17 protein-coding genes are annotated in these 22,892 nt (G+C 65.6%); 7 read left to right on the forward strand and 10 right to left on the reverse strand.

Annotation, left to right across the window (positions count from 1 at the left end; genetic code table 11):
- Positions 1-289 precede the first annotated feature (289 nt).
- Complete coding sequence (locus VH567_RS12215; RefSeq protein ID WP_423326464.1) at positions 290-1,267, forward strand: DUF2268 domain-containing putative Zn-dependent protease; 978 nt, start codon at positions 290-292, stop codon at positions 1,265-1,267.
- A gap of 91 nt (positions 1,268-1,358) precedes the next feature.
- Entirely contained in the window at positions 1,359-3,203 is a 1,845-nt protein-coding gene (typA, locus tag VH567_RS12220; RefSeq protein WP_423326466.1) for a translational GTPase TypA, read from the forward strand.
- Between the two features lie 287 nt (positions 3,204-3,490).
- Here the strand turns inward: typA and VH567_RS12225 are convergent, their stop codons facing one another.
- Positions 3,491-4,483, reverse strand: a complete 993-nt coding sequence (locus VH567_RS12225) for a diguanylate cyclase domain-containing protein (RefSeq protein ID WP_423326468.1) — start codon at positions 4,481-4,483, stop codon at positions 3,491-3,493.
- A gap of 177 nt (positions 4,484-4,660) precedes the next feature.
- Positions 4,661-5,335, reverse strand: a complete 675-nt coding sequence (locus VH567_RS12230) for a L,D-transpeptidase family protein (protein WP_423326470.1) — start codon at positions 5,333-5,335, stop codon at positions 4,661-4,663.
- Positions 5,336-5,544: 209 nt separating this feature from the next.
- On the opposite strand from VH567_RS12230, the gene VH567_RS12235 reads away from it, so the two are divergent.
- Positions 5,545-5,937 carry a hypothetical protein gene (locus tag VH567_RS12235; protein ID WP_423326472.1) on the forward strand — a complete coding sequence of 131 codons (393 nt, stop codon included), beginning with the start codon at positions 5,545-5,547 and terminating at the stop codon, positions 5,935-5,937.
- A 107-nt stretch (positions 5,938-6,044) separates the two neighbouring features.
- Complete coding sequence (locus tag VH567_RS12240; RefSeq protein WP_423326474.1) at positions 6,045-6,362, forward strand: DUF3297 family protein; 318 nt, start codon at positions 6,045-6,047, stop codon at positions 6,360-6,362.
- Positions 6,363-6,641: 279 nt separating this feature from the next.
- Here the strand turns inward: VH567_RS12240 and VH567_RS12245 are convergent, their stop codons facing one another.
- From VH567_RS12245 to ligA, 6 genes are all read right to left on the reverse strand, one after another.
- A complete protein-coding gene (locus VH567_RS12245) occupies positions 6,642-8,510 on the reverse strand; it encodes an ABC-F family ATP-binding cassette domain-containing protein (RefSeq protein ID WP_423326476.1) in 1,869 nt (622 codons plus the stop codon).
- A 315-nt stretch (positions 8,511-8,825) separates the two neighbouring features.
- Entirely contained in the window at positions 8,826-9,839 is a 1,014-nt protein-coding gene (locus tag VH567_RS12250) for a cell wall hydrolase (RefSeq protein WP_423326478.1), read from the reverse strand.
- Positions 9,840-10,012: 173 nt separating this feature from the next.
- Positions 10,013-10,810 carry a LytR/AlgR family response regulator transcription factor gene (locus VH567_RS12255; protein WP_031393111.1) on the reverse strand — a complete coding sequence of 266 codons (798 nt, stop codon included), beginning with the start codon at positions 10,808-10,810 and terminating at the stop codon, positions 10,013-10,015.
- Positions 10,807-11,937, reverse strand: a complete 1,131-nt coding sequence (locus VH567_RS12260) for a sensor histidine kinase (protein WP_423326480.1) — start codon at positions 11,935-11,937, stop codon at positions 10,807-10,809. Before VH567_RS12260 ends, VH567_RS12255 begins: the two co-directional genes overlap by 4 nt.
- Positions 11,938-12,087: 150 nt before the next feature.
- Positions 12,088-15,384 (reverse strand): carboxypeptidase regulatory-like domain-containing protein, encoded by a 3,297-nt coding sequence (locus VH567_RS12265; protein WP_423326482.1) that lies wholly within the window; start codon positions 15,382-15,384, stop codon positions 12,088-12,090.
- Positions 15,385-15,590: 206 nt separating this feature from the next.
- The gene (ligA, locus tag VH567_RS12270; RefSeq protein ID WP_423326484.1) at positions 15,591-17,714 is read right to left on the reverse strand and encodes an NAD-dependent DNA ligase LigA; all 2,124 of its coding nucleotides are present in this window, start codon (positions 17,712-17,714) and stop codon (positions 15,591-15,593) included.
- A 116-nt stretch (positions 17,715-17,830) separates the two neighbouring features.
- Here ligA and VH567_RS12275 point away from each other — a divergent pair, with 116 nt between their 5' ends.
- A complete protein-coding gene (locus VH567_RS12275; RefSeq protein WP_423326486.1) occupies positions 17,831-18,808 on the forward strand; it encodes an SDR family oxidoreductase in 978 nt (325 codons plus the stop codon).
- 166 nt (positions 18,809-18,974) lie between these two features.
- On the opposite strand, the gene VH567_RS12280 is transcribed toward VH567_RS12275, so the two are convergent.
- Positions 18,975-19,643, reverse strand: a complete 669-nt coding sequence (locus VH567_RS12280) for a Crp/Fnr family transcriptional regulator (RefSeq protein WP_423326488.1) — start codon at positions 19,641-19,643, stop codon at positions 18,975-18,977.
- Positions 19,644-19,740: 97 nt separating this feature from the next.
- Here VH567_RS12280 and VH567_RS12285 point away from each other — a divergent pair, with 97 nt between their 5' ends.
- Together VH567_RS12285 and VH567_RS12290 are read left to right on the forward strand one after the other, a co-directional pair.
- Complete coding sequence (locus tag VH567_RS12285) at positions 19,741-20,520, forward strand: class II aldolase/adducin family protein (RefSeq protein ID WP_423326490.1); 780 nt, start codon at positions 19,741-19,743, stop codon at positions 20,518-20,520.
- Positions 20,521-20,663: 143 nt separating this feature from the next.
- A complete protein-coding gene (locus VH567_RS12290) occupies positions 20,664-21,011 on the forward strand; it encodes a hypothetical protein (protein WP_423326492.1) in 348 nt (115 codons plus the stop codon).
- A 148-nt stretch (positions 21,012-21,159) separates the two neighbouring features.
- Here the strand turns inward: VH567_RS12290 and recN are convergent, their stop codons facing one another.
- On the reverse strand, positions 21,160-22,824 hold the full coding sequence (gene recN / locus VH567_RS12295) for a DNA repair protein RecN (protein ID WP_423326495.1): 1,665 nt from the start codon (positions 22,822-22,824) through the stop codon (positions 21,160-21,162).
- Between the last annotated feature and the right edge of the window lie 68 nt (positions 22,825-22,892).

Genomic DNA, 22,892 nt, shown 5'->3' on the forward strand with positions numbered 1-22,892 from the left:
GGGACTTTGCTGACGGATGGCGGCAAGTCGTTAATACCGCCTTTCCAACTGGGTTCCGGGCTCCGCCGGGGTGGGGTAGTGGAGAGCAGGGTGCTTGAGGTTCCCACTACCCCACAATCCTCCCCCGCCAGGGGGAGGTGGCAGGCGCAGCCTGACGGAGGGGGAGGAGACCCACCACGCCGGTTCCGTGTCCCCCCCTCCGTCACCTTCGGCGACACCTCCCCCTTGGCGGGGGAGGATTGTGATATCGGCGCTGGCGCCCCGGCAAACACGCGATACTCTGCACACCATGCTCCGCCCGCTGATCCTCGCGCTCGCCCTCCTCCCCGCGGCCGCCACGAATCGCCCCCCGCCAGCCGACCCACTAACCACGACGATCCACACCGAGGACGCCAACCGCTTTGCCGCGCTGTTCGCCAAAACCAAGGGCAAGCCGACCGCGGCGCAACTGAAGCGCGAGTATCTCGACAAGGGCAGTTTCGGGATCGGCGTCTTCACCCCCGGCCGGATCGTCGACGCGGAAACGCTAGCACGCGCCATCGCCGCCAACCCGACGCGCTACGCGCAGGCGATCAAGACCTGCCTCCCCACCGCCAAGGCCGCCACCGCCGATCTCCGCGCGATCTATCTCGGCCTCCACGGCGCGCTCCCCGACGTGAAGCTCTCGCAGGTCTATATAGTCTTTGGCGCGAATACCTCCGGCGGCACCGCCAAGCCCGGCGCGCAGGTGCTCGGGCTCGAAGTGCTGTGCCGCATGTCGCCGACACCCGAGAAACTCCGCCAGACGCTCCGCCATTTCTTCGCGCACGAGACGGTGCATTCCTTCCAGCAGGATGTAGGCATGACGCTCTCCCGCGACCCGTTGCTCACCGCGATCCTCGTCGAGGGTGCCGCCGACTTCATCGCGCAACTCGTCACCGGCGAGGAGCCAGACGCCGCGCGGGCCGCCTGGGCCACGCCGCGCGAGGCAGAACTCTGGCGCCAGATGCAGGTTGACATCGCGCTCACCCGCAAGCTCACCGACAAGGACGATCCCGAGGAGGGCTCGCCCGAAGCCAAGGCCTATGCTCGCTGGATCGGCAACTACTCCACGCCGCCCGCCGGCTGGCCGCCCGAACTCGGCTATTGGATGGGCCTGCGGATCTGGCAGCGTTACTACGCCGCCGCGCCGGACAAACACGCCGCGCTGAAGGCAATGCTGGCGGTCCGCGATCCTCGTGCTATTCTCGCCGCCGGAACATACAAGCGCCGCGGAGGTTCCCTCTAAAGGCGACGAAATGCCGCTGCGTCTTCCCGCGGCGCAACAATTACGCTATGGCGCGCGCCAACCCCGTTCCTCGTTTCAAGAGAATACATTCATGAGCCTCCGCAACGTGGCGATCATTGCGCACGTCGATCACGGCAAGACGACGCTGGTCGACCAGCTCTTCCGCCAGTCCGGCACCTTCCGCGACAACCAGCGCGTCGAAGAGCGCGCAATGGATTCGAACGACCTCGAAAAAGAGCGTGGCATCACCATTCTCGCCAAGCCGACCTCGGTCGACTGGACCCCTCCCGGCGAAACCGAGAGCATCCGCATCAACATCGTCGACACGCCCGGCCACGCCGATTTCGGCGGCGAAGTCGAGCGCATCCTGTCGATGGTCGACGGCGTCGTCCTGCTGGTCGATTCGTCGGAAGGCGCGATGCCGCAGACCAAGTTCGTCACCGGCAAGGCGCTGGCACTCGGCCTGAAGCCGATCGTCGTCGTCAACAAGGTCGATCGTAACGACGCGCGCATCCAGGAAGTGCTCGACGAAGTGTTCGACCTGTTCGTGTCGCTCGACGCGAACGACGACCAGCTCGACTTCCCCGTGCTCTACGCCTCGGGTCGCAACGGCTATGCCTCGACCGACATGGACGCGCGCGAAGGCACGCTGATCCCGATGTTCGAGACGATCGTGAAGCACGTGCCGCCGCCCGCCGTGGAAGTCGCCGGCGTGCCGTTCACCTTCCTCGTCACGCTGCTCGACCGCGATCCGTTCCTCGGCCGCGTCCTCACCGGCCGCGTCAATTCGGGTACCGTGAAGACCAACCAGCCGATCCACGCACTCGATAACGACGGCAAGATCATCGAGACCGGTCGCGCTTCGAAGATCATGTCGTTCCGTGGTCTCGAGCGCGTTCCCGTCGACGAAGCCAAGGCCGGCGACATCATCTCGCTGGCTGGTCTCTCGGTCGCTACGGTTGCCGACACGATCGCCGATATCACGGTGACCGAGCCGCTGCACGCGCAGCCGATCGATCCCCCCACGCTGTCGATGCGTTTCGCCGTGAACGATTCGCCGATGGCGGGCCGCGAGGGCACCAAGGTGACGTCGCGCATGATTCGCGAGCGTCTGTTCCGCGAAGCCGAGTCGAACGTCGCCGTGAAGGTGACCGAGGCGGCCGACAAGGACAGCTTCGAAGTCGCGGGCCGCGGCGAGCTTCAGCTGGGCGTGCTGATCGAGACGATGCGCCGCGAAGGCTTCGAGCTGGGCATCTCGCGTCCGCGCGTGCTGTTCGGCGAGGACGAGAACGGCAAGAAAACCGAGCCGTACGAGACCGTCATCATCGACGTCGACGAGGAGCATTCGGGTACCGTCGTCGAGAAGATGAACACGCGTAAGGCCGAACTGACCGACATGCGTCCGTCGACCGGCGGCAAGACCCGCATCACCTTCTCGGCGCCGTCGCGCGGGATGATCGGCTATCATGGCGAGTTCCTGTCCGACACGCGCGGCACGGGGATCATGAACCGGCTGTTCGAGAAGTACGGTCCGCACAAGGGCGCGATCGAAGGCCGCAAGAACGGCGTGCTGATCTCGAACGGTTCGGGCGAGGCGAACAACTACGCACTGGGTCCGCTCGAAGAGCGCGGCATCCTGTTCGTGGGCCACGGCGAGGCTCTCTATGAGGGCATGATCGTCGGCGAGAACGCCAAGCCGGACGACCTCGAGGTCAACCCGATGAAGACCAAGGCGCTGACCAACTTCCGCGCGAGCGGCGGCAAGGACGACCAGGTCCGCCTGTCCCCGCCGAAGCGCGCGACGCTGGAGCAGGCGATCGCGTACATCGACGACGACGAGATGGTCGAAGTCACGCCGAAGTCGATCCGTCTGCGCAAGCGCTTCCTGGATGCGAACGAGCGCAAGCGGGCTAGCCGGGCTAAGCAGAGCGCCTGAGGCCGGCACGGCGAAGCCGGCCGAGCTTACAAGCTCGGCCGGCTTCGCTCAGGCGAGGTCCGACGACGCGGCTTCGCCGTGTCGCGCTGGGCAAGAAATTCAAAAGGCCGGAGGGAAACCTCCGGCCTTTTTTGTTTTGGGCGTCGCCCCTAACGATCCTCCCCCGCCAGGGGGAGGTGTCTGGCTCTTGCCAGACGGAGGGGGAGGTGAGCGACCACGCAAGGTCCGTGTCCTCCCCCTCCGTCACCTTCGGTGCCACCTCCCCCTGGCGGGGGAGGATCGGAAAGTCACCCGACCAGCCGCATCACCTGCTTGACCTCACCGCCCGGCACCCCGGCCCGAAACGTGTTCCGCCCCGCCGTCTTCGCCGCGTACAGCGCCGCATCCGCGACCGCGAACATCGCCTCCGCATCATAATCATAAGCGCCACCCGCCACCGCGATCCCCGCGGACGCGCCAACCCGCAGGATCTCCCCCGCCCACGCGATCGGCATCCGCAGATCGGCCAGCGCCGCAGCGAGTCGCAGTTCGAGCGCGGCGCCCAAAGTTTCCGCCCGCACCAGCACCGCGAATTCGTCGCCACCGATCCGCGAAATCATCGGTGCGTCCGGAAATGCCGTGGTCAATCGCTCGGATACGACCCGCAGGCAGGCATCCCCGGCGGCATGCCCGAACCGGTCGTTGACCTGCTTGAAGCCATCCATGTCGAACAGGATCAGCGCCCCCAGCGGTGCGAATCCCGGATCCCCCGCCGGCGCATCGAGAAACCGGCTCTGGAACAGCGCCCGGCTTGCCAGCCCGGTCAGCGCGTCGTGCTCGGCCAGCCGGCGCATCGCCTCCCAGCGCAGCTTCTCGTCGGTGATGTCCTGCTTGAGTCCATAAAGTCGCCGCGCGCGTCCACCTTCGACGACGACGTCGCCGGTCAGCCGCATCCACCGCCGCGCGCCATCGGTCCGGACGATCTCGGCATCGAGCGAAAACCGGCCCCGCTTTGCATCACCGCTCGTTCCGGCGTCCGCGATCGCCTGGGCACGCAGCCGCTCCATCGTCTCGCGCGACTCCTCGACGTACATCGCGACGGTCTCGCGCCGATCGACCCGCGTGTCGGTGGGCAGCCCGAACAGCTCGTAAATTCCCGTGGTCCAGCGCAGCGACGAATCCGCCAAGTCGCAGGTCCAGGCACCGATGCCCGCCAGCGCCAGCGAACGTTCGATCAGCGTCGCCTTGTCGAAGGTCCCGTCGGGGGCAGTCGGCGACCAGGAGTCGATCGTCGTGCTCATGCCGCGCGCTCGCTTTGTCCTACCCGTTGTTCCATGACCGAAAGATATCGGGTCACCGGTTAAGAGCGAATGGCGGTCCAACCAAATTGACTGTGATTTGCTTACAAGGTCTGGTGAATATCGGCAGTTGGACTCAGGCGCCATTCTCAAAAGCGCTAGTCTTCAAAGCGCCAGCCTTCAGGCTGCGGTGATCCGCCCGCCACGCTCCAGCATCTCGCCGCTCGTTACGATTACCCGGTCACCGAGCTTCACCTGTCCGAAGATCAGCTTGGCGAACGCGGTCGGCACGCCGACACAGCCATGCGTAGCGTATTTCCCGTCCATCAGTGCGCTGCCGTGGATCGAGACGCCGTCGTTGGTCAGCCGCAACATGTACGGCATCGGCGCGCCGTAGAGGTTGGACACATGATGCGCATCCTTCTGCGTGATCTTGAACACGCCCAGCGGAGTCGGCTTTTCGTCCGCGCCATAGATCACCGCGGCCGTCCCGATCTCATAGCCCGCGCGAAAGATCGACAGGGTCTGCGCGACGAGGTCGACGGTGATCACGATCGGCCCCTCGGGTACGCCTTCCGTGTCCCAGTAATAGGCGCCGTGGCGCAGCGGTTCGGGCACGTCCAGCACGCGCTTCACGACATAGCCCTCGTCAGGCTCCGCCGCAGCCGTGATAGGCGCGGGCTTCGGCACGACTTCCCGAGCAGGCGGCGCAACCTTCGCGCTGACGACCCGCGCTGGCGTTTCCGTCGCGCGCACCTTGACCGGCGATCCGGACAAGGCCAGTCCGCCGATCAGCACCGCACTACCCCCGAGCACGGCAAAAGCGATCGCTCGCGTCGTCATGGTTCTACGCATTCCCCCACTCTTGCCGATATTCGTGAACAATGCCCAGCCGGGTGAGCGCGCCAGAGTCCCCGCCCGGGACCCTCTACGCCAGCTATACCGTGGGTTAACAACCCGTTCCGAACCAGTTCAGGCCGAATCGCCTAGATGCTGAAACACGGTCGGACACTTATGCGTTTGTCCCAGGCGGACCGGGCGTAATCAGTAACGGAGTTCGGATGATGAACGGATTTTTGAAGAAGGCAGGTTTGGGGGCAGCCCTTGCAGCGACCGCGCTGACAGCTGCGGTACCGGCCGATGCACAGCGGTGGGGCCGAGGTGGCTATGGCCGCGGCTGGCATGGTCATCGTGGCGGCGGCAACGCAGCCGGCGCAGCCGTGCTTGGCGGTATCCTGGGCCTTGGTGTCGGTGCGGCAATCGCGAGCAGCAACAACCGCAATCGCTATTATGACCGTGGCTATTACAATGGCGGCTATTACGCGCCGCCGCCGGTGGCCTATTACAATCCGCCGGTGCGGACCTACTACCGCGAGGATTATCGCCCGCGGTGCTGGAACGAGTGGCGGGTCGATCCCTATTACGGCGATCGGGTCTCGGTGCAGGTCTGTAGCTGATCTCATTTGACGATCGCAGGGAGGCGTCGGGAGCAATCCCGGCGCCTCTTTTGCGTTACGTGCTTTTTTCTGGCGTGGGACAGGCGCTTGCCGCTAGACGCGCGACTATGACCGACACGACAAACACGCCCGAGACCGAAGCCGCCGCCACCCCGGCCGCTGCCGGCGACACGCCCCCCGATCGCCTCTCGATCAACCAGCGCAGCCCGTTCTTCCAGCAGGACCTTCTCGAGCGCGGCATCGGCATCCGCTTCAAGGACAAGGTGCGCCACGACGTCGAGGAATATTGTATTTCCGAGGGCTGGATCCGCGTCGCGCTTGGCAAGAAGGTCGATCGCGCGGGTAACCCGCTGACGGTCAAGCTGGTTGGGCCTGTCGAGGCTTGGTTCGAGCGGCCGGCGGAGTCGGATGCCGACGAGGGCTGAGCCAAGCTAACCCGGCGCGTATTCCTGAAAAGGGGAAGCATGTTTCCCCGCGAAGGCGGGGACCCAGCCTGGGCTCCCGCCTTCGCAGGAGACCATAGAAGCGCGGACCGTCGCTTGGTCGCTAGATCACGGCCGCGACCTAAAGTCCGTCCCGATAATCCCGTCACCCCAGCGAAAGCTGGGGTATCCTTGTTGGCGGACGCCGTGGCCCGAACGGGGAGATCCCAGCTTTCGCTGGGATGACGGCGACGACGGGAGCAGGAGCGTGGCCGTTACGGCTTAAGCCGCCACCCCCTCCAAAGCCTCGCTAGCCTCCAGCCACTTCGCCTCGCTCGCCTCGAGCTTCGCATGCACCTCGGCGCGACGCTTGCTCAGATCCCCCATCGACATCCGCGAGAACCGCGGCTCAGCAGTCGCCGGATCGACCATCGCACGATCGAGAGCATTACGCTCCTTGGTGAACTTCGCCGTCTGCTCCTCGATCTCGCGCAGAGCTTTTCGCAACGCCGCGTCATTACTCTTCGCCTCGGCCGCAGCCTTCTTGCCGGCCTTCTTGTCCGCCTTCGACGCCGCATCGCCCTTGCCGCCATCGCCCTTCAGAACGAACGCGATATAATCGTCGAGGCTGCCGTCGAACTCCTTCGCCGTCCCGTCATCGACCAGCACCAGTCGGTCCGCGGTCAGCTCGAGCATATGCCGGTCATGGCTGACCAGCACCACCGCGCCGGTATAGGCGTTGAGCGCCTGCACGAGCGCTTCACGCGCATCGACGTCCAGATGGTTGGTAGGCTCATCAAGGATCAGCAGATGCGGCGCATCCCGCGTGATCAGCGCCAGCGCCAGACGCGCCCGCTCGCCACCCGACAACTTGCCGACCCTGGTCGTCGCCTTGTCGCCCGAGAACCCGAACCGCCCCAACTGAGCCCGCACCGCAGCCGGAGTCGCGCCCTTCATCAGGTGCGACATATGCTCGATCGGCGAATCGGTCGGATCGAGCTCCTCGACCTGATACTGGGTGAAGTATCCCACCTTCATCTTGCCCGAAGACGACATCTCGCCGTCCATCGGCGTCAGCTGCGCCGCCAGCAGCCGCGCGAGCGTGGTCTTGCCGTTGCCGTTGCGCCCGAGCAGCGCGACTCGGTCGTCGGGATCGAGCCGCATGTTGAGCCGCTTCAGGATCGGCACGTCGGCATAGCCGACCGTCGCCATGTCGAGCGTGATCAACGGTGGACGCAGCTCGGTCGGGTTGGGGAAGCCGAACGACAGCGTCGGATCGTTGTAGCTCTCGGCGATCGGCTGCATCTTCGACAGCATCTTCTGCCGCGACTGCGCCTGCTTCGCGGTCGAGGCGCGCGCGCTATTCTTGGCGATATATTCCTGCAGCTTCTCGCGCTGCACGTTCTGGTTCGCGCGCGCCGCCTCGATCTGCGCGAGTCGTTCGGCGCGCTGTCGCTCGAACGCGTCGTAGCCGCCCGGATACAGCGTGATCTTGCCGCCCTGCAGATGCAGGATGTGATCGACCACGTTGTTGAGGAAATCGCGCTCGTGGCTGACCACCACGATCGTCGCCTTGTAGCCCTTGAGGAAGTCCTCCAGCCACATCACCGCTTCGAGATCGAGATGGTTCGAAGGCTCGTCGAGCAGCAGCAGGTCCGGCTGCGAGAACAGCAGCGCGGCCAGCGCCACGCGCATCTTCCAGCCACCTGAAAAGCTGTCGAGCGTGCGCGCCTGCATGTCCTCGTCGAACCCGAGCCCGAGCAGGATCTGCGCGGCGCGGGCGGGCGCGGTGTAGGCGTCGATCGCGATCAGCCGCTCGTACACGTCGCCGAGCCGGTCGGGATCCTCGCTCGTCTCGCTCTCGATCATCAGCGCGGCGCGTTCCAGATCGGCTTCGAGCACGGTTTCGAACGGCGTCTTCACGCCGTGCGGGGCCTCCTGCGCGAGGTAGCCGATCCGCGCGCCCCTCGGCATGTCGGCCGAGCCGTCGTCGGGCTCGAGCTGTCCTGCGATCACGCGCACCATCGTCGACTTGCCCGCGCCGTTGCGCCCGATCAGCCCGACGCGCGAGCCCGGCGGCAACGCGGCCGTGGCGCCATCGAGGATAACGCGTCCGCCCAGGCGCACCGTGATATTGTTCAGGTTCAGCATGCGCGTGCTGTTAGCAGATGCAGCATGGTTTTGCGAGGGGAGGGGGTATCTTCCGCGATCGAGCAGTCAGCTATCGATCGAAGAAGAAGCAGTTCTCCCGCGCAGGCAGGGGCCCAGGATCACAAACGCCATCGCCCGAGGCCCTGGACTACCGCTTCCGCGGGGGAACAAGAAGAGGCGGTTCTCACAATTCACTACCACCCCGGCGGAGGCCGGGGCCCAATTGGGGAACGTTGCTAACGGCGGATGGCGCTCCGTTACGACCACCTTTCCACTTGGGCCCCGGCCTCCGCCGGGGTGGTGCCGTTGGGGCGGTTAGGTTTCGTCCGACACTACCGCGTCGTCCCCGGTACTACTGCCAAGTATCGCAGCAGCCCGCCCGCCAACGTGAACCCGGACCCCCGAAACCAGCCGCGTCTGCACGATCGCCGCACCCGCAATCGCCGAACTAGAACGCGACACCCCCCGATGCACCGTCACCCCATGCGGCGCATCGACCGGCGCCGCATCCGAGTCCGCAACGTCATCCCGATTGCCATAATGGACCGAGACGCCTGCAATTTGCGTCGCGACCGCTGGCTCGCCCGCATTACTGGCAAAGCCAGCCCGAACCGCAGGCTCCACACCAGCATAGGCCTGCCGAAACGTCAGAGCCCGCTCCAACGTCCCTTGCCAGCGATAGAAAACATGCGCCCCAACCGTCGTGATCTGCGCGAGACTGGACGCCCACCACGGCAGGATGCTCGTGGTATGAAACGACGTCGCCGCCCCGACCGGCGCATAGACACTCCCCCCGAGCGCGGCCGCAGCGATCTGCCGCGCGCGATCCCACGCACCGGTTTCCCGCGGCCGGTTCATCGAACCATCGCACGTAAAGCTGAACTGGCACCCGGTCCGCCGCTCCGCCCCCTGATACACGACCCCGCAAACGCTGTTCGGAAAAGCCCGGTCGCGCACCCGGTTCAACACCACCTGCGCCACCGCGCGCTGCCCGTCCTCGGACTGCGACCGCGCCTCGTAATACACAGCCGCGGTCAGGCACTCCGCCGCACGATTCGCGTCATCGGCGGAGTTCGAAATCAGAAACGGCGGAGCGACGAATGGCGCCGCAGTTGCGAATGGCGCATCAGGCGCGGTCGTTACGATTTTCGCGGAGATGTCGTCCGGCACATGCAGCGCCATCCGGCTCAGCAGCGCACGCGAGTTACGCTCGGGTTGGACCCGTGCGATCGCCGCGGGCCGATCCGCCGGCACGCACGACGTCGCCATCACCAACGCGGGTAGGCTGATCAGCGCATGCGGATAAAGGCCGTAACCCGACGTATTCATCCCGCCGCTCTACGACGCGGGGTTTAGGGACTGGTTAATGGGTACCTGAAACGGGGGAGGCGCTAGCTAACGAAGCGCTCCCCCGTCATCCCGACGAAAGTCCGGACCTCGATCGGCAAGGACAGACCCTGTTATCGGGAGATCCCAGCTTTCGCTGGGATGACGGATTCAGATCAGTGAACGAACCGCGCAACGACATCACGATACGACCGCGAAACCTTCACGCTCGCCCCGGAATTCAGCACCAGGAAGCATTCCCCATTGGTATGCGGCTTGACCTGCTTAACCAGGTCCAGGTTCACGATCGTCGACCGATGCACCCGCTGGAACCGCCGCGGATCCAGCCGCTTCTCAAGATCCTTCATAGTCTCACGCAAGATCAGCGTATTATCGCCGGTATAGATGCACATATAATCGCCGGCCGCATCGATCCGCTCGATCGTATCCACATCGACGCGGAAGATCTGTCCGCGATCCTTGATGTTGATGAGCTTCTCGAACCGGTTCGCCGACACGGCGTCCCCATCCGGCATGTCCGCAGCCGCATCCGGCGCGACATCGGCGAGCACCTCACGCAACCGATCGACTTCCTCGACCCCGCGCTTCTCCGACAACCGTTGCCGAACCCGCTCGATCGTATCCGCCAACCGCGATTCCTCGACCGGCTTCATCAGATAATCGACCGCCTGGGCCTCGAACGCACGCAACGCGTGATCCGAATAGGCGGTCACGAACACGAACAAGGGCGGCTCGACCTCCATCAAGCCCTGCACGACGGAGAACCCGTCGAAGCCCGGCATCTGGATATCCAGAAACACGAGGTCCGGCTTGTGCGTCTTGATCGCGCGAATCGCCTCGCGGCCGTTCGAGCATTTTTCGATGATCTCGACGTCTTCATGGGCCTGGAGTCGGAGTTCCAGCCCCTGGATCGCCAGCGGCTCGTCGTCGACGAGAATGGTACGGATGGTCATGCGGCCTCTCTGTTCACGTCTTCAAGCTGATACGGAATCTCGATCTCGACCGAGAAGCCGCCAGCGGGCGTGGAGCGGGTTTCGAAACGGTGGTCGGGCCCATATGCCTGAGCCAACCTGTCTCTAATATTAGCGAGCCCGACGCCTGTCGAATGGCTTGAACCGATCCGGCCCTCGATCAAGCCCGGACCGGTATCGGATACGGCGATCTGCACGCGTTCCCCGGCGAGCCGCACTTCGACGCAGATTTCGGCGCCTTCCTCCTGCGGCGTGACGGCGTATTTGATCGCGTTTTCGACCAGCGGTTGCAGCAGCAGCGACGGCAGTCGTGCCCGTTCGGCACGCGGATCGATATCGAATTTCGGCCGCATCCGATCCTCGAAACGCATCTTCTCGATCTCCAGATACAGCTTCAACTGATCCACCTCCTGCGCGACGGTGACATGCGCGGTTGGCTCGTTCGCCAGCGTATAGCGCAGGAACGACGACAGCCGGCTCAGCATCGCATTCGCCCGCTCGGTCTGTTTCAGCAGCACCAGCGTCGAGATCGAGTTCAGCGTGTTGAACAGGAAATGCGGGTTCAGCTGATAGCGCAGCATCGCCAGCTGCGCCGACGACGCCTGGTTCTCGAGATGCTCCATCTGGTCGATCTGCTGCTCGACGATCAGGTAGAAGTTGATCCCGAAATACAGCGCCGACCAGCCGAACAACACGGTGAAGGTGATGTAGATCGACACCAGCAGCCGCCCGACCGTCACGCCCGGCGTCGAACTCGCGATGAACGAGAAGGTGAACGCGTCGAGTACGGCGTACAGGAAGGTCGCCGCCGCCAGCGTCGCAATCGTCAGGAAGATGCCGATCAACCGCGGCAGCCGACGGTAGACGCCGTAACAGGTGGAGAGCAGCAGCGTGATGCAATAGCCGAGGATCGCCTCGACGATCACCGGGATCACCACGTCGAGCGTCACCCCGTTCGAGATCGACACCACGCCGCGCAGCAGCAGGTAGCCGCTCCAGCCGACCGCCTGGAGGATCCAGAACGCGCGCGCCTTGTTCTCGAAGAACGGCCGCGCGTGAAAGGGCAGGCGCCGGGTCGGGCCGGGATATTGGGCGGGAGAAATAGCCATTGCCCCATGCTCTTACACGCGCCCGCTGGCGTGCGCAAAAGCCGAGCAGGGCGCCCGTTCCGTCCCGCGCAAACCGGTCCGGACACGAAAAGGGCCGCCGTTCCCGGAAGAGGAACGGCGGCCCGATCGACCGATCAGGTCAGACGCGGATCAGAAGGTGAAGCGCGCGCCGATGCGGATCAGGTACAACGAGCCGGCGAATACCGGCGAGACGGCGGTGCTCGGCTCGCGGAACGACGAGTAGCGATACTGGGTGCACGGCTGGTTGGCCGCCGTGTTGGCGACGCCAGCGGTGCCGGTCGGCGTGGCGACCGCGAGGCACTGGACCTGCACGACTGACGCGGTCGACGGGAAGGCAAGCTGGCGCAGACCGCCCCACTTGCTGTTGAGCAGGTTCGGAAGGTTCTCGATATCGCCGAAGAGCGTAATGCGCGACCCGCCGATGAAGGTCGGAACCTGCTGTTCGAGATGAAGATCGATGCGCGTGAAGGCACGGCTGCGTGCGATGTTGCGCTTGGCGATCGTGCCGCGATAATCCTTCAACTCGGTATTGTTGATCAGGCCTTCGAGGTCGGTGCGTGTCTTGTCGCTGTCATAGCTGACGAGCGGATCATTTGCGCCGGTCGGCACGTACAGCAGGTAGCGTGTGTTGGTCGACAGCGTACCGAACACCGAGCTGCGAGCGCTGGTGCCGCCGGTCTGGTCGATCATCGTGAAGCTATAGTTACGGCCCGCACGGGTCTCGCCGAACAGCTGGATCGCAGTGCGGTAGTCCCCGAAGAACGCGTGATCGAAGCCGATATTATACTTGAACGCCCAACGGGTCTCGTCGTTCGACCGGCCATAGGCCGAGACGTTGGGGTCGAGCGCCGCACCATTGCCGTAGTTAGAGAGTGCAGTCGACGAAGTCGCCGGCGTCGCATCCTTCACGTCCTGCCAGGTGTAGCTGCCGCCCAACGACAGGCCCCAGTCGAACGTCTTGGAGGCGCGCACGTCGAACACATGGCCGCGACCCTGGCTGGTGTTGCCCAGCACGATATCCGAGTTCGGATCGGTGACGCTGATCCCCCCGGCGTTGGTCCGGGCGCCATAGCGCGGACGACCATCGGGAAGGCGCCCGATGATGACCGAGCGGGCATCGCTGAACTGAACCTGCTGAATGACGTTCGAGTAGATATAGTCGGCGCCGAACTGGATGCCGAACAGGTCGTAATCGGCCGACAAGGTTGCCTTGAGCGTGGATGGGATATCGAAGCTCGGGGCGATGCCGTTGACGGGTGCGGTTGCGAGCGAGCCGATATTGGTCGCCAGATAGTTTGCCAGCACCGACGGGATCGCCGCGCCGTTGACGTTGTTAAGCGCGGCGTCGCCGATGGCGACCGGCTGGTTGTACGCCGAGATGCCGCTGGTGGTACGGTTGACGGTCACCGAGTTGGTCACGACGCCCGTGTTCGAGAAGCTGTTCGACAGATAGACGTCGGGCGCGCCGCCGGCGAAGATACCCGCACCGCCGCGCAGCTTCAGGCCCGAAACGGGTGGCTTGAAGTCGAAGCCGAGACGCGGCTGGAAGGCGCCCAGCCCCTTGAAAGTCTTGGTGTTCGGGAAACCGACACGCGACTGGAAGTTTGCATTGTACGGCACGCGGGATTGCATGTCGTAAAGATCATAGCGTGCGCCATAGGTCAGGTTGAACGTATCGCTGACGCGCCAGCTGTCCTGCGCGCCGAAAGTATACTGCTGATAGCCGAAGCTTGCAGCCGCATCGTTCGTGTTGAGCGACACCGCATCGGCATACGTAACCTGGTTCGCACGGCGCGCCTGAAAATCGGCGAGCGAGTCGAAATAATACGCGCCGGCCGAGTTCTGCAGGAACAGGTTGTCGATCGTGACATGCGAGAATTCGCCGAGCAGGCGGATGCTGTGATCGCCGACCGTGACGTTCGCCAGCGCCGAGCCGCCGAAGCTTTCCGTCGCGAACGTGTTCGACTGGCTGGAATTGTCGGGACCGAAGGCGATGACTGGCGTGCCGGTGCTGCACGAAAGTGTCGCGTTGCCGGTGCCGACTGACGTCGGATCAAGGCAGACCCGGAACTGGCCGAAATCATTGCCGCGCAACGGATCGCGCGTGCGGGTGTACTTCTTGTACGTGCCGCGGATTTCGGTCGAGAACGTGTCCGACCAGTCCGAGTTCAACTGCGCGATGCCAGCGCGCAGCAGCTCGCTCAACTTGTAGCCGTTCGAGTCGAGCGAGAAGCCCGGCGTCGATACCGACTGCGAGTTGGCGCCGCTGACGACGAACGAATCAAAGGCGTTGACGTAGGAGAGCGCGAGCTTCTGGCCGTCGGTGACGTTCCAGTCGAGCTTGCCGACGATCTTCTCGTCCTTCTGCTGCGCGATCGTCAGGATTTCGCCGGCATCATAGCCATAGACCGACTGCGCGATGTTGGCGACGTTGTCGACCTGCGCGGTGGTCAGGAAGCCCGAACCGAACGGCACCTGCGATGGCGAGGAGACAGTGAGCGGACGCGCCTCGGTGTTGCGCTCGGCCGAGACCATGAAGAACAGCTTGTCCTTGATGATCGGGCCCGACAGCGTCGCGCCGTACGTCTCGGACTTGAAGCTCGTCGCGGGACGCGTGAACGAGCCGATCTTCTCGCCGTAAAGGCCATCGGTGTTCTGCGAATAGAAGCCGGTGCCGTGGAAATTGTTGGTGCCCGAGGCCAGCGTCGCGTCGATCGCGCCGCCCTGGAAATTGCCCTGGCGGAAATCATACGGTGCGATCGAGACCGAGACCTGGGCGATCGCGTCGTAGGGGATCGGGCCGCGTGCGGTCGGGCTGGCATCGACGTTCAGGCCGAAATTGTCGCTGACCGACACGCCGTTGATCGAGAAGCGGTTGAAGCGGGGGTTGCTGCCGGCGAACGACACGGCGCGGTTGTTCGACAGATCGAGCGTGGCGAACGGATCGCGGCGCTGGATGTCGCGGATGTCGCGGTTGACCGAGGCGACCTTGCTGATGTCGCGTGCGCTGAGCACGGTCTGCGGGCCGTCCGACGACGTGCCGGCGCCGCGGATCGACGATGCGGTGACGACGATCTCGTCGCTGGTCGCGCTGCCGCCGGCGGCGATGTCGATCGGCAGGTCGAACGGCTGGCCGATGATCGTGTAGACGTCGGTGACGCTGGTGCTGCCCTGCGCCGACGTGACGTCGACAGTGAAGGGACCGCCGGCGCGCAGGCCGGTGATGGTGAACGTGCCCGACGAATCGGTGGTCGCGGTCGATCGCGTACCCGATGGAACGTTAGTCACGACGATGGTCGCGTCGCTGACGGGAGCACCGGCCGACTGGACCGAGCCGCGGATCGTCGCCGTCGTGTCCTGCGCCATGGCGGCGGCAGGTGCGACGAGCGCGACGACTGCCACACCTAGGAAAAGGTTGTTCCGCATCAATAATACCCCTTTGAGCCGACGGCCCTGAATTTCGGGACTTCATGTCCCGTTAATTCGGCCCTGCACCGGGGATATTTCGGATATGTTACATTGGCGAGTCGGGAATTGTCACAGACACAATCGGTCGTGTTGCGTTGCAAAAAAGCCACGGATTGAACCGATTCCCAAACGTCGGAACCCATCGCTGCGCCGTGAGTGCAGCCTCAGCTTGCAGCGACGATCGCGGCCCATTCGGTCTCGGTGATGACCTTGATGCCCAGGTCGGTGGCTTTCTTGAGCTTCGAACCGGCGCCCGGTCCTGCGATGACGAGACCGGTCTTGCTCGACACCGACGCCGCGACGCGCGCGCCCAGCGCCTCCGCCTGTGCCTTGGCCTCGTCGCGGCTGAGCGTCTCCAGGCTGCCGGTGAAGACCAGGATCTGGCCCGTTACCGGCGATTCGCGGGTCTCGTGGACGACGTCCGCGGGCTTCACTTCGCGCAACAGGTCGAACACCACGCGGCGGTTGTGCGGTTCGGCGCAGAAGCCGACGAGGGCGCTCGCCACCTCGGGGCCGATCCCCGCGGTCTCGATCGCGCCGACCAGCAGCTTGTCGCGGCGAAGCACGAATTTCCGCTCGGGTTCGCCGATCACCGGCTGGATCTGGCCGCGCAGGAACACTGCATGGCGCAGTACCGCGCCGAGCGCCTTCGCTGACACATAGCGTCGCGAAAGGTCACGCGCGGTAATCTCGCCGACGTGGCGGATGCCGAGCGAGAACAGGAAGCGGTCGAGCGGGATCGTCCGCTTTGCCTCGATCGCGGCGATCACCTTGGCCGCCCACACGCGCCCGTCCTTCTTGCGCGCGGCGAGCTGTTCCTCGGTCAGGCGGAAGATGTCAGCGGGCGATTCGATCAGCCCGTCGCGGAAGAACGCCTCGATCAGCGTCTGGCCGAGCCCGCCGATGTCGAACGCGTGGCGCGAGGCGAAGTGGATCAGGCGCTCGACCCGCTGCGCCGGGCAGATCAGCCCGCCGGTGCAGCGATAGACGACCTCGCCTTCCTCGCGCTCGGCGGCGGACCCGCATTCGGGGCAAATGTGGGGGAAGACGTAAGCCTCGCGCTCGGCGTCGGGCGTCAGATTCTCGACGATCTGCGGGATCACGTCGCCGGCGCGCTGGACGAGCACGCGGTCGCCCGGCCGCACGCCGAGTCGCTCGATCTCGTCGGCATTGTGGAGGGTCGCGTTTGTTACGACGACCCCGCCGACCGTCACCGGCGATAGCCGAGCGACGGGCGTCATCGCGCCGGTGCGGCCGACCTGGATGTCGATCCGTTCAAGCAACGTCTGCGCGCGTTCGGCGGGAAACTTGTGCGCGATCGCCCAGCGGGGGGCCTTGGCGACCTGACCCAGCCGCGCCTGCCAGTCGAGCCGATTGACCTTGTAGACCACGCCATCGATGTCGAACGGCAGGTCGGCGCGCTCGGCCTCGATCCGGCGGTACACGTCGAGCGCTGCCGCCGTCCCCTCGACCCGCGCGAACCCTTCGGCGATCGGGAAGCCCCAGCCGCGCAGGGTGTCGACGACCTCGGCCTGGGTTTCGCCGGGCACGACGCTGGCCTCGCCCCAGCCGTGCGCGAGAAACCGTAGCGTCCGGCTCGCGGTGACGCTCGCATCCTTCTGGCGCAGCGAGCCCGCGGCGGCGTTGCGCGGGTTGGCGAACTGCCGTGCGTCCTTGCCGGTCTCCTCCGCCTCGGCGAGCAGGCGCGCGTTGAGCGCGGCGAAGTCGTCCTTCGCCATATACACCTCGCCGCGAACCTCGAAGATCGCAGGGGCCTTACCTTGCAAGGTTTGGGGGATGTCGCTGATGGTTCTCACATTGGCGGTGACGTCCTCGCCGACCTGGCCATCGCCCCGCGTGAGCGCCCGCACCAGCCGCCCATCCTCATACCGCAACGAACACGACAGCCCGTCGATCTTCGGCTCCGCGGTCAGCGCGACCGGCGCATCCTCCGCCAGCTTCAGGAACCGGCGCACGCGCGCGACGAACTCCTCGACTTCCTGGTCCGCAAACGCGTTGTCGAGGCTCATCATCGCCTTTGCATGCGCGACCTTCGCCAGATGCCCGGCAGGCGCCGCACCTACCGTCCGGCTCGGCGAATCGCTCCGCACCGCCGCCGGAAACGCCGCTTCGAGCGCCGCATTGCGCCGCACCAGCGCGTCATAGTCGGCATCGCTGATCTCGGGCGCGTCGTCGGTGTGATAGCGCGCGTTATGATACGCGATCTGCGCGGCGAGCGTTTCCAGCTCGGCGGCGGCTTCGATCTCGGTCGCGGGAAGGTCGGGCATCGCGCCGGGTTAGGGGAGCGGGCCACCTTTCGACAAGACCTGGATCAACATCGGGTGAACATTCGCCCGACTTGCGCGCTGATATCCCGAGACAATTTTTCGCAGGACCCGCCATCATGACCGACACCAGCCGCCGCGATCTCTTCAAGGGCGCCGCCGTCACTGGCCTCGCCGCCGCAGCAGCGCCGGCCTTCGCGCAAGGGCAGGGGCAGGCGTCCCTCGCCGATCCGCAGACGCGCTTCGTTTCGACGCCCTTTCCCGAACAGCGCCAGAAATGGCCCGCGCTTCAGCGCGACATGCGCCCCGTCCCCGATTGCGGCGAGGCGAGCTATCGCGGCTCGGGGCGTCTTGCCGGGCGCAAAGCGCTGGTCACCGGCGGCGATTCGGGGATCGGTCGCGCGGCGGTCATCGCGTTTTCGCGCGAAGGCGCGGACGTCGCGATCAACTATTACCCGACCGAGGAACCCGATGCGCAGGACGTGGCGAAGCTGCTCCGTGCCGAGGGGCGGAAGGTCGTGCTGATCCCCGGCGACCTGACCGATGCGAAGTTCTGCACCGACCTGATCGCGCGCGCCGCGCGTGAACTCGGCGGGCTCGACATCCTCGTCAACAATGCCGCCTACCAGCAGTCGAAGGCGTCGATCGCGGAGATCAGCTTCGAGCAGTTCGATCGGACGATGAAGACCAACGTCTATGCGATGTTCCACCTCTGCAAGGCGGCGATCCTGCTGATGAAGCCGGGCGCGTCAATCATCAACACGGGGTCGGTCAACTCGGTCGATCCGGGCGAGGAACTCCTCGACTATGCGACCACCAAGGGCGCGATCCTGATCTTTACCAAGGGGCTGGCCAAGCAACTCGGCAAGAAGGGCATCCGCGTCAACATGATCGCGCCGGGCCCGGTGTGGACGCCGCTTCAGGTCGCGGGTGGACAGCTGTCGAGCAAGATGGGCGAGTTCGGGCAGGATACGCCGCTGGGTCGTGCGGGTCAGCCGGCTGAGCTGGCGTCGTTGTTCGTGACGCTGGCGGAGACGGGGACGAGCTTTACGAGTGGTAGCGCGTTCGCGGCCACGGGCGGCAGCGGCGTGCTGTAACGCCGCTACGGCCCTATCACACCCCCTCTCACTCCAACCCGGCGAAGGCCGGGGCCCAAATGGAAAGGTCGCAGTAACGGAGCGATGCGCATCGTTATCACCGCCCCCCAATTGGGCCCCGGCCTTCGCCGGGGGGGAGGGGGCACTTTTGAAGTGATGGACTGTCTCACCCCTTACCCAGCCGTCGCAACCCCTCCGCATCCACCACCCGGATCCGCGCATACTCGACCGCGATCACCCCGGCGCGCTCCATCGCCTTCAGCGCCTTGTTGAGCGTCTGCCGCGACACGCCGATCATCGCCGCGATATCCTCCTGGCGGAGTGCGACGCTGTCGCCGCCCGCTGCGCGCACCATACCGGCCAGCGTCCGGGCCAGCCGCACCGGGATCGGCTGCGCGAGCGTATTCATCACGAACGCCAGCGACGCACGCTGGTGCGCGCACGCCAGCAGCGCGATGTCCCACCATAATTCGGGCGTATCGCGCGCCAGTCGGCGGAACGCTTCGATGCCGATATGCAGAACGCGGGCCGGTCCGAACGCGATCGCGTCATGTGGTCTCGGCCCCGCGTCGAGCGTCGACAGTTCGCCGAACCACGTCCCCGGCCCCATGATCAGCACCACCAGTTCGGCGCCGACCGCGGGATAGCCCATCAGGCGGACTTGCCCATCGAGCACGGCCCACAGGCCATCGGGCGGATCGCCGACGCCGTATAGCCGCGTGCCGGCCGCTACCGATCGTGTGGTCGCCTGCGCCAGCAACAGCGCGCGCCGCCCGGCCGGCACTGCGCCGAACCACGGGTCTGCTTCGAGGATGGCACGATCGTCGGAGAGCACTGTGTAGGTCTCGGCCCTTTGGCAAAATTGTCAATCTGGCGACATTCTCGCTCCGGGCGCCGTGCTAGGGCAGCGGCATAAAAACAGGAGATGGATGATGGCAACCGCACTCAGGACCGAACCGACCGTCCGCGATCTGGTGTCGCCCGAGGAATGGGCGATCCGGGTCGATCTCGCCGCCGCCTACCGCCTCGTCGCGCATTATGGCTGGGACGATCTGATCTTCACGCACCTGTCGGCGCGCGTGCCGGGGCCGGAGCATCATTTCCTGATCAACCCGTACACGCACATGTTCGAGGAGATCACCGCGTCGTCGCTCGTCAAGATCGACGCGAACGGCGACAAGGTCATGGATACGCCCGCGCCGGTCAACCGCGCCGGGTTCGTGATCCACTCCGCCGTGCATGCCGCGCGCGAGGATGCTGTCGCGGTGCTGCACCTGCATACGCCGCACGGCCAGGCGGTGTCGGCGATGGCGGAGGGGCTGCTGCCGCATACCCAGACCGCGATGATCGCCGGGCACGACGTGGCGTATCACGATTTCGAGGGCATCGCGACCGAGCTCGAGGAGCGCGAACGACTGGTGGCGGATCTGGGGACGAAGCACAGCATGATCCTGCGCAACCACGGCACGCTGACGGTTGGCGAGTCGATCCCGCAGGCGTTCCTCCGCATGTATTTCCTTGAGCGTGCGTGCGAGGCGCAGGTGCTGATGCTGAGCGCGGGCCGCGAGAATCTCAACAATCCCAACCAGGGCGTGGCCGAGAAGGTCGAGGGACAGTCGAGCGGTCCGGGGATGCGGATGCTGGCGGACGGGCTGGCGTGGCCGGCGTTGTTGCGCAAGCTCGACCGGATCGATCCGAGCTATCGGGATTGAGGTGAGGGGGCTGCTTCGTGGCCACCACCCGGCGAAGGCCGGGGCCCAATTGGCGAGGCCATTGTAACGAAGTATCGCGCTCGCCAACTGCTGTTTCCTGATTGGGCCCCGGCCTCCGCCGGGGTGGTAGAAGGAGACGGTTGATGCGACCAACGCCGTTAGTTTTGATCGCGATCTGCCTAGCCGTTCCCGCTACGGCTCAGCAAACCCGTATCTCGCCCGCACCCGCCCCGGCGATCGGCTATGACTGGAACGACGATTCGTCCGCAGACGACCGTGTCCAGCAATCGCTGTGGCCGCGCTCGGACGCCAGTGCGGCGGGGCTCGACGACATGATTCATGCCGAGCAGGCCCCGATCCATGCCGCGATCCACGAAGACGGCGATTTCGGTAGTCGCGCGCTGCACGGCCTGCGGAAAGTCGGCGGCGATTATATCGTCGTGCCGGTGCTGAAGATCCACCTGGGGCATCCGCGACAAGCGACGCCCTGACCTCCGGCTGGTTTACTCATCCCCGTCATGCCGGGCTCGTTCCGGCATCCACGGTTCCGTATATTCGAGAGTTGTTATCGTGCGGAACGGCGGACCCCGGAACAGGTCCGGGGTGACGGAGGAGGGCTTAACTGTAAGGCCAATACCCTCAGGCTCGCTCCAGCAACCGCTCCGCCTGGGCCCTGGCCTCATCCGTGATCGTCGCGCCGGACAGCATCCGCGCAATCTCCTCACGCCGTTCGTCTTCGGATAATGCTCGCACGCCGGTTCGCGTGACGGTGCCGTCGCTGCTTTTTGCGATCAGCAGGTGCTTCGCCCCGCGTGCCGCGACCTGCGGGCTGTGCGTGACCACCAGCAGCTGCGTGCTCTGTGCGAGCCGGGCCAGACGCTCGCCGATCGCGCTTGCCACCGCGCCGCCGACGCCGCGGTCGATCTCGTCGAACACCATCGTCGAGGCGCCGCCTTCCTCCGCCAGCGCCACCTTCAGCGCGAGGATAAAGCGCGACAATTCGCCGCCCGACGCGATCTTGGTCAGCGCCGCAAATGGCGCGCCGGGGTTGGTCGAGATCTCGAACTCGACGCGGTCCTTGCCCGCCGCCGACCACCCGTCTTCACCCAGCGGCGCCACCACCGTCTGGAACCGCGCCGCGTCGAGCTTCAGCGGCGCGAGTTCGCCCGCGACGGCCACGTCGAGGCGCTTCGCCGCCGCCAACCGCCGCTTGGTCAGCGCATCCGAGGCTGTATCATATGCTTTCCGCGCCGCCGCCACCCGCGCCTCGATCACCGCGATCCCGCCTTCGCCCGCATCGAGTCGCTCCAGCCGCGCGCGCATTTCGTCTGCCAGCGCGGCGAGGTCATCCGGCTGCACCCGGTGTTTGCGCGCCATCGCCCGCAGCTCGAACAGCCGCGCCTCGTCATCCTCCAGCGCGCGCGGATCATACGCCATCTCGGCGCGCGCATCGCGCAGGCTCTCCTCCGCCACTGACGCCTCGATCACCGCGCGATCGACCGCGGCCAGCGCATTGCCCAGCGCCTCATGATCCTCTGCGATCCGTTCCAGCACGCGCGCAGCCTGGCGCAGCTTCGCCATCCCGCCGTCCTTGCCCTCGAGGAAATCGTCGATCGCGGCCAGGTCGTCGGCGATCTTTTCCGCGCGCTGCATCGAGCGCCGGGTGTCCGCCAGCGTCTCTTCCTCGCCCGCGACAGGCGCCAGCGCGGTCAGTTCGGCGACGGTATGCTCGAGCCATTCGCGATCGCGCGCCGCCGTCTCGATATCCGCGCGGGCGGCGGCGAGTTCGGCCTCGGCCGTGCGAAACGCCGCATAAGCCTTGCCGGTCGCGCCCGGCTCGGTCCGCCCGAAGATATCGAGCAACGCCCGATGCCCCCGCGCATTCAGCAGCCCGCGCTCGTCATGCTGGCCGTGGATCTCGACCAGATGGGGCGCCATCTCGCGCAGCAGCCCCGCCGACGCCGGCTGGTCGTTGACGAAGCCGCGACTGCCGCCGTCCGCCTTGACGATCCGCCGCACGATCAGAGGCTCGCCGCGTTCGATCTCCAGCCCGTTCTCATCGAAGAGCAGCGCGAGCGGTGATTCGGGGGCAGGGGCGTCGAACGTGGCGGTCACCACCGCCTGCGCCGCGCCATGCCGCACCAGTCCACTGTCGCCGCGCCCGCCCAGCGCCAGCCCCAGCGCATCGAGCAGGATCGACTTGCCCGCGCCGGTCTCGCCAGTGAGCACGCCGAGCCCTTTGCCGAATCCCAGATCCAGCGCTTCGATCAGCACCACGTCGCGAATGGAAAGTTCGGTCAGCATAGTATGTCCGCCTTAGACGAACGGGCGCGCAATGCGATCCCCCTATGTTCCAACCCGACGACCCGCGG

Source organism: Sphingomonas sp. 4RDLI-65 (assembly GCF_049472435.1).
Classification (GTDB): Bacteria; Pseudomonadota; Alphaproteobacteria; order Sphingomonadales; family Sphingomonadaceae; genus Sphingomonas.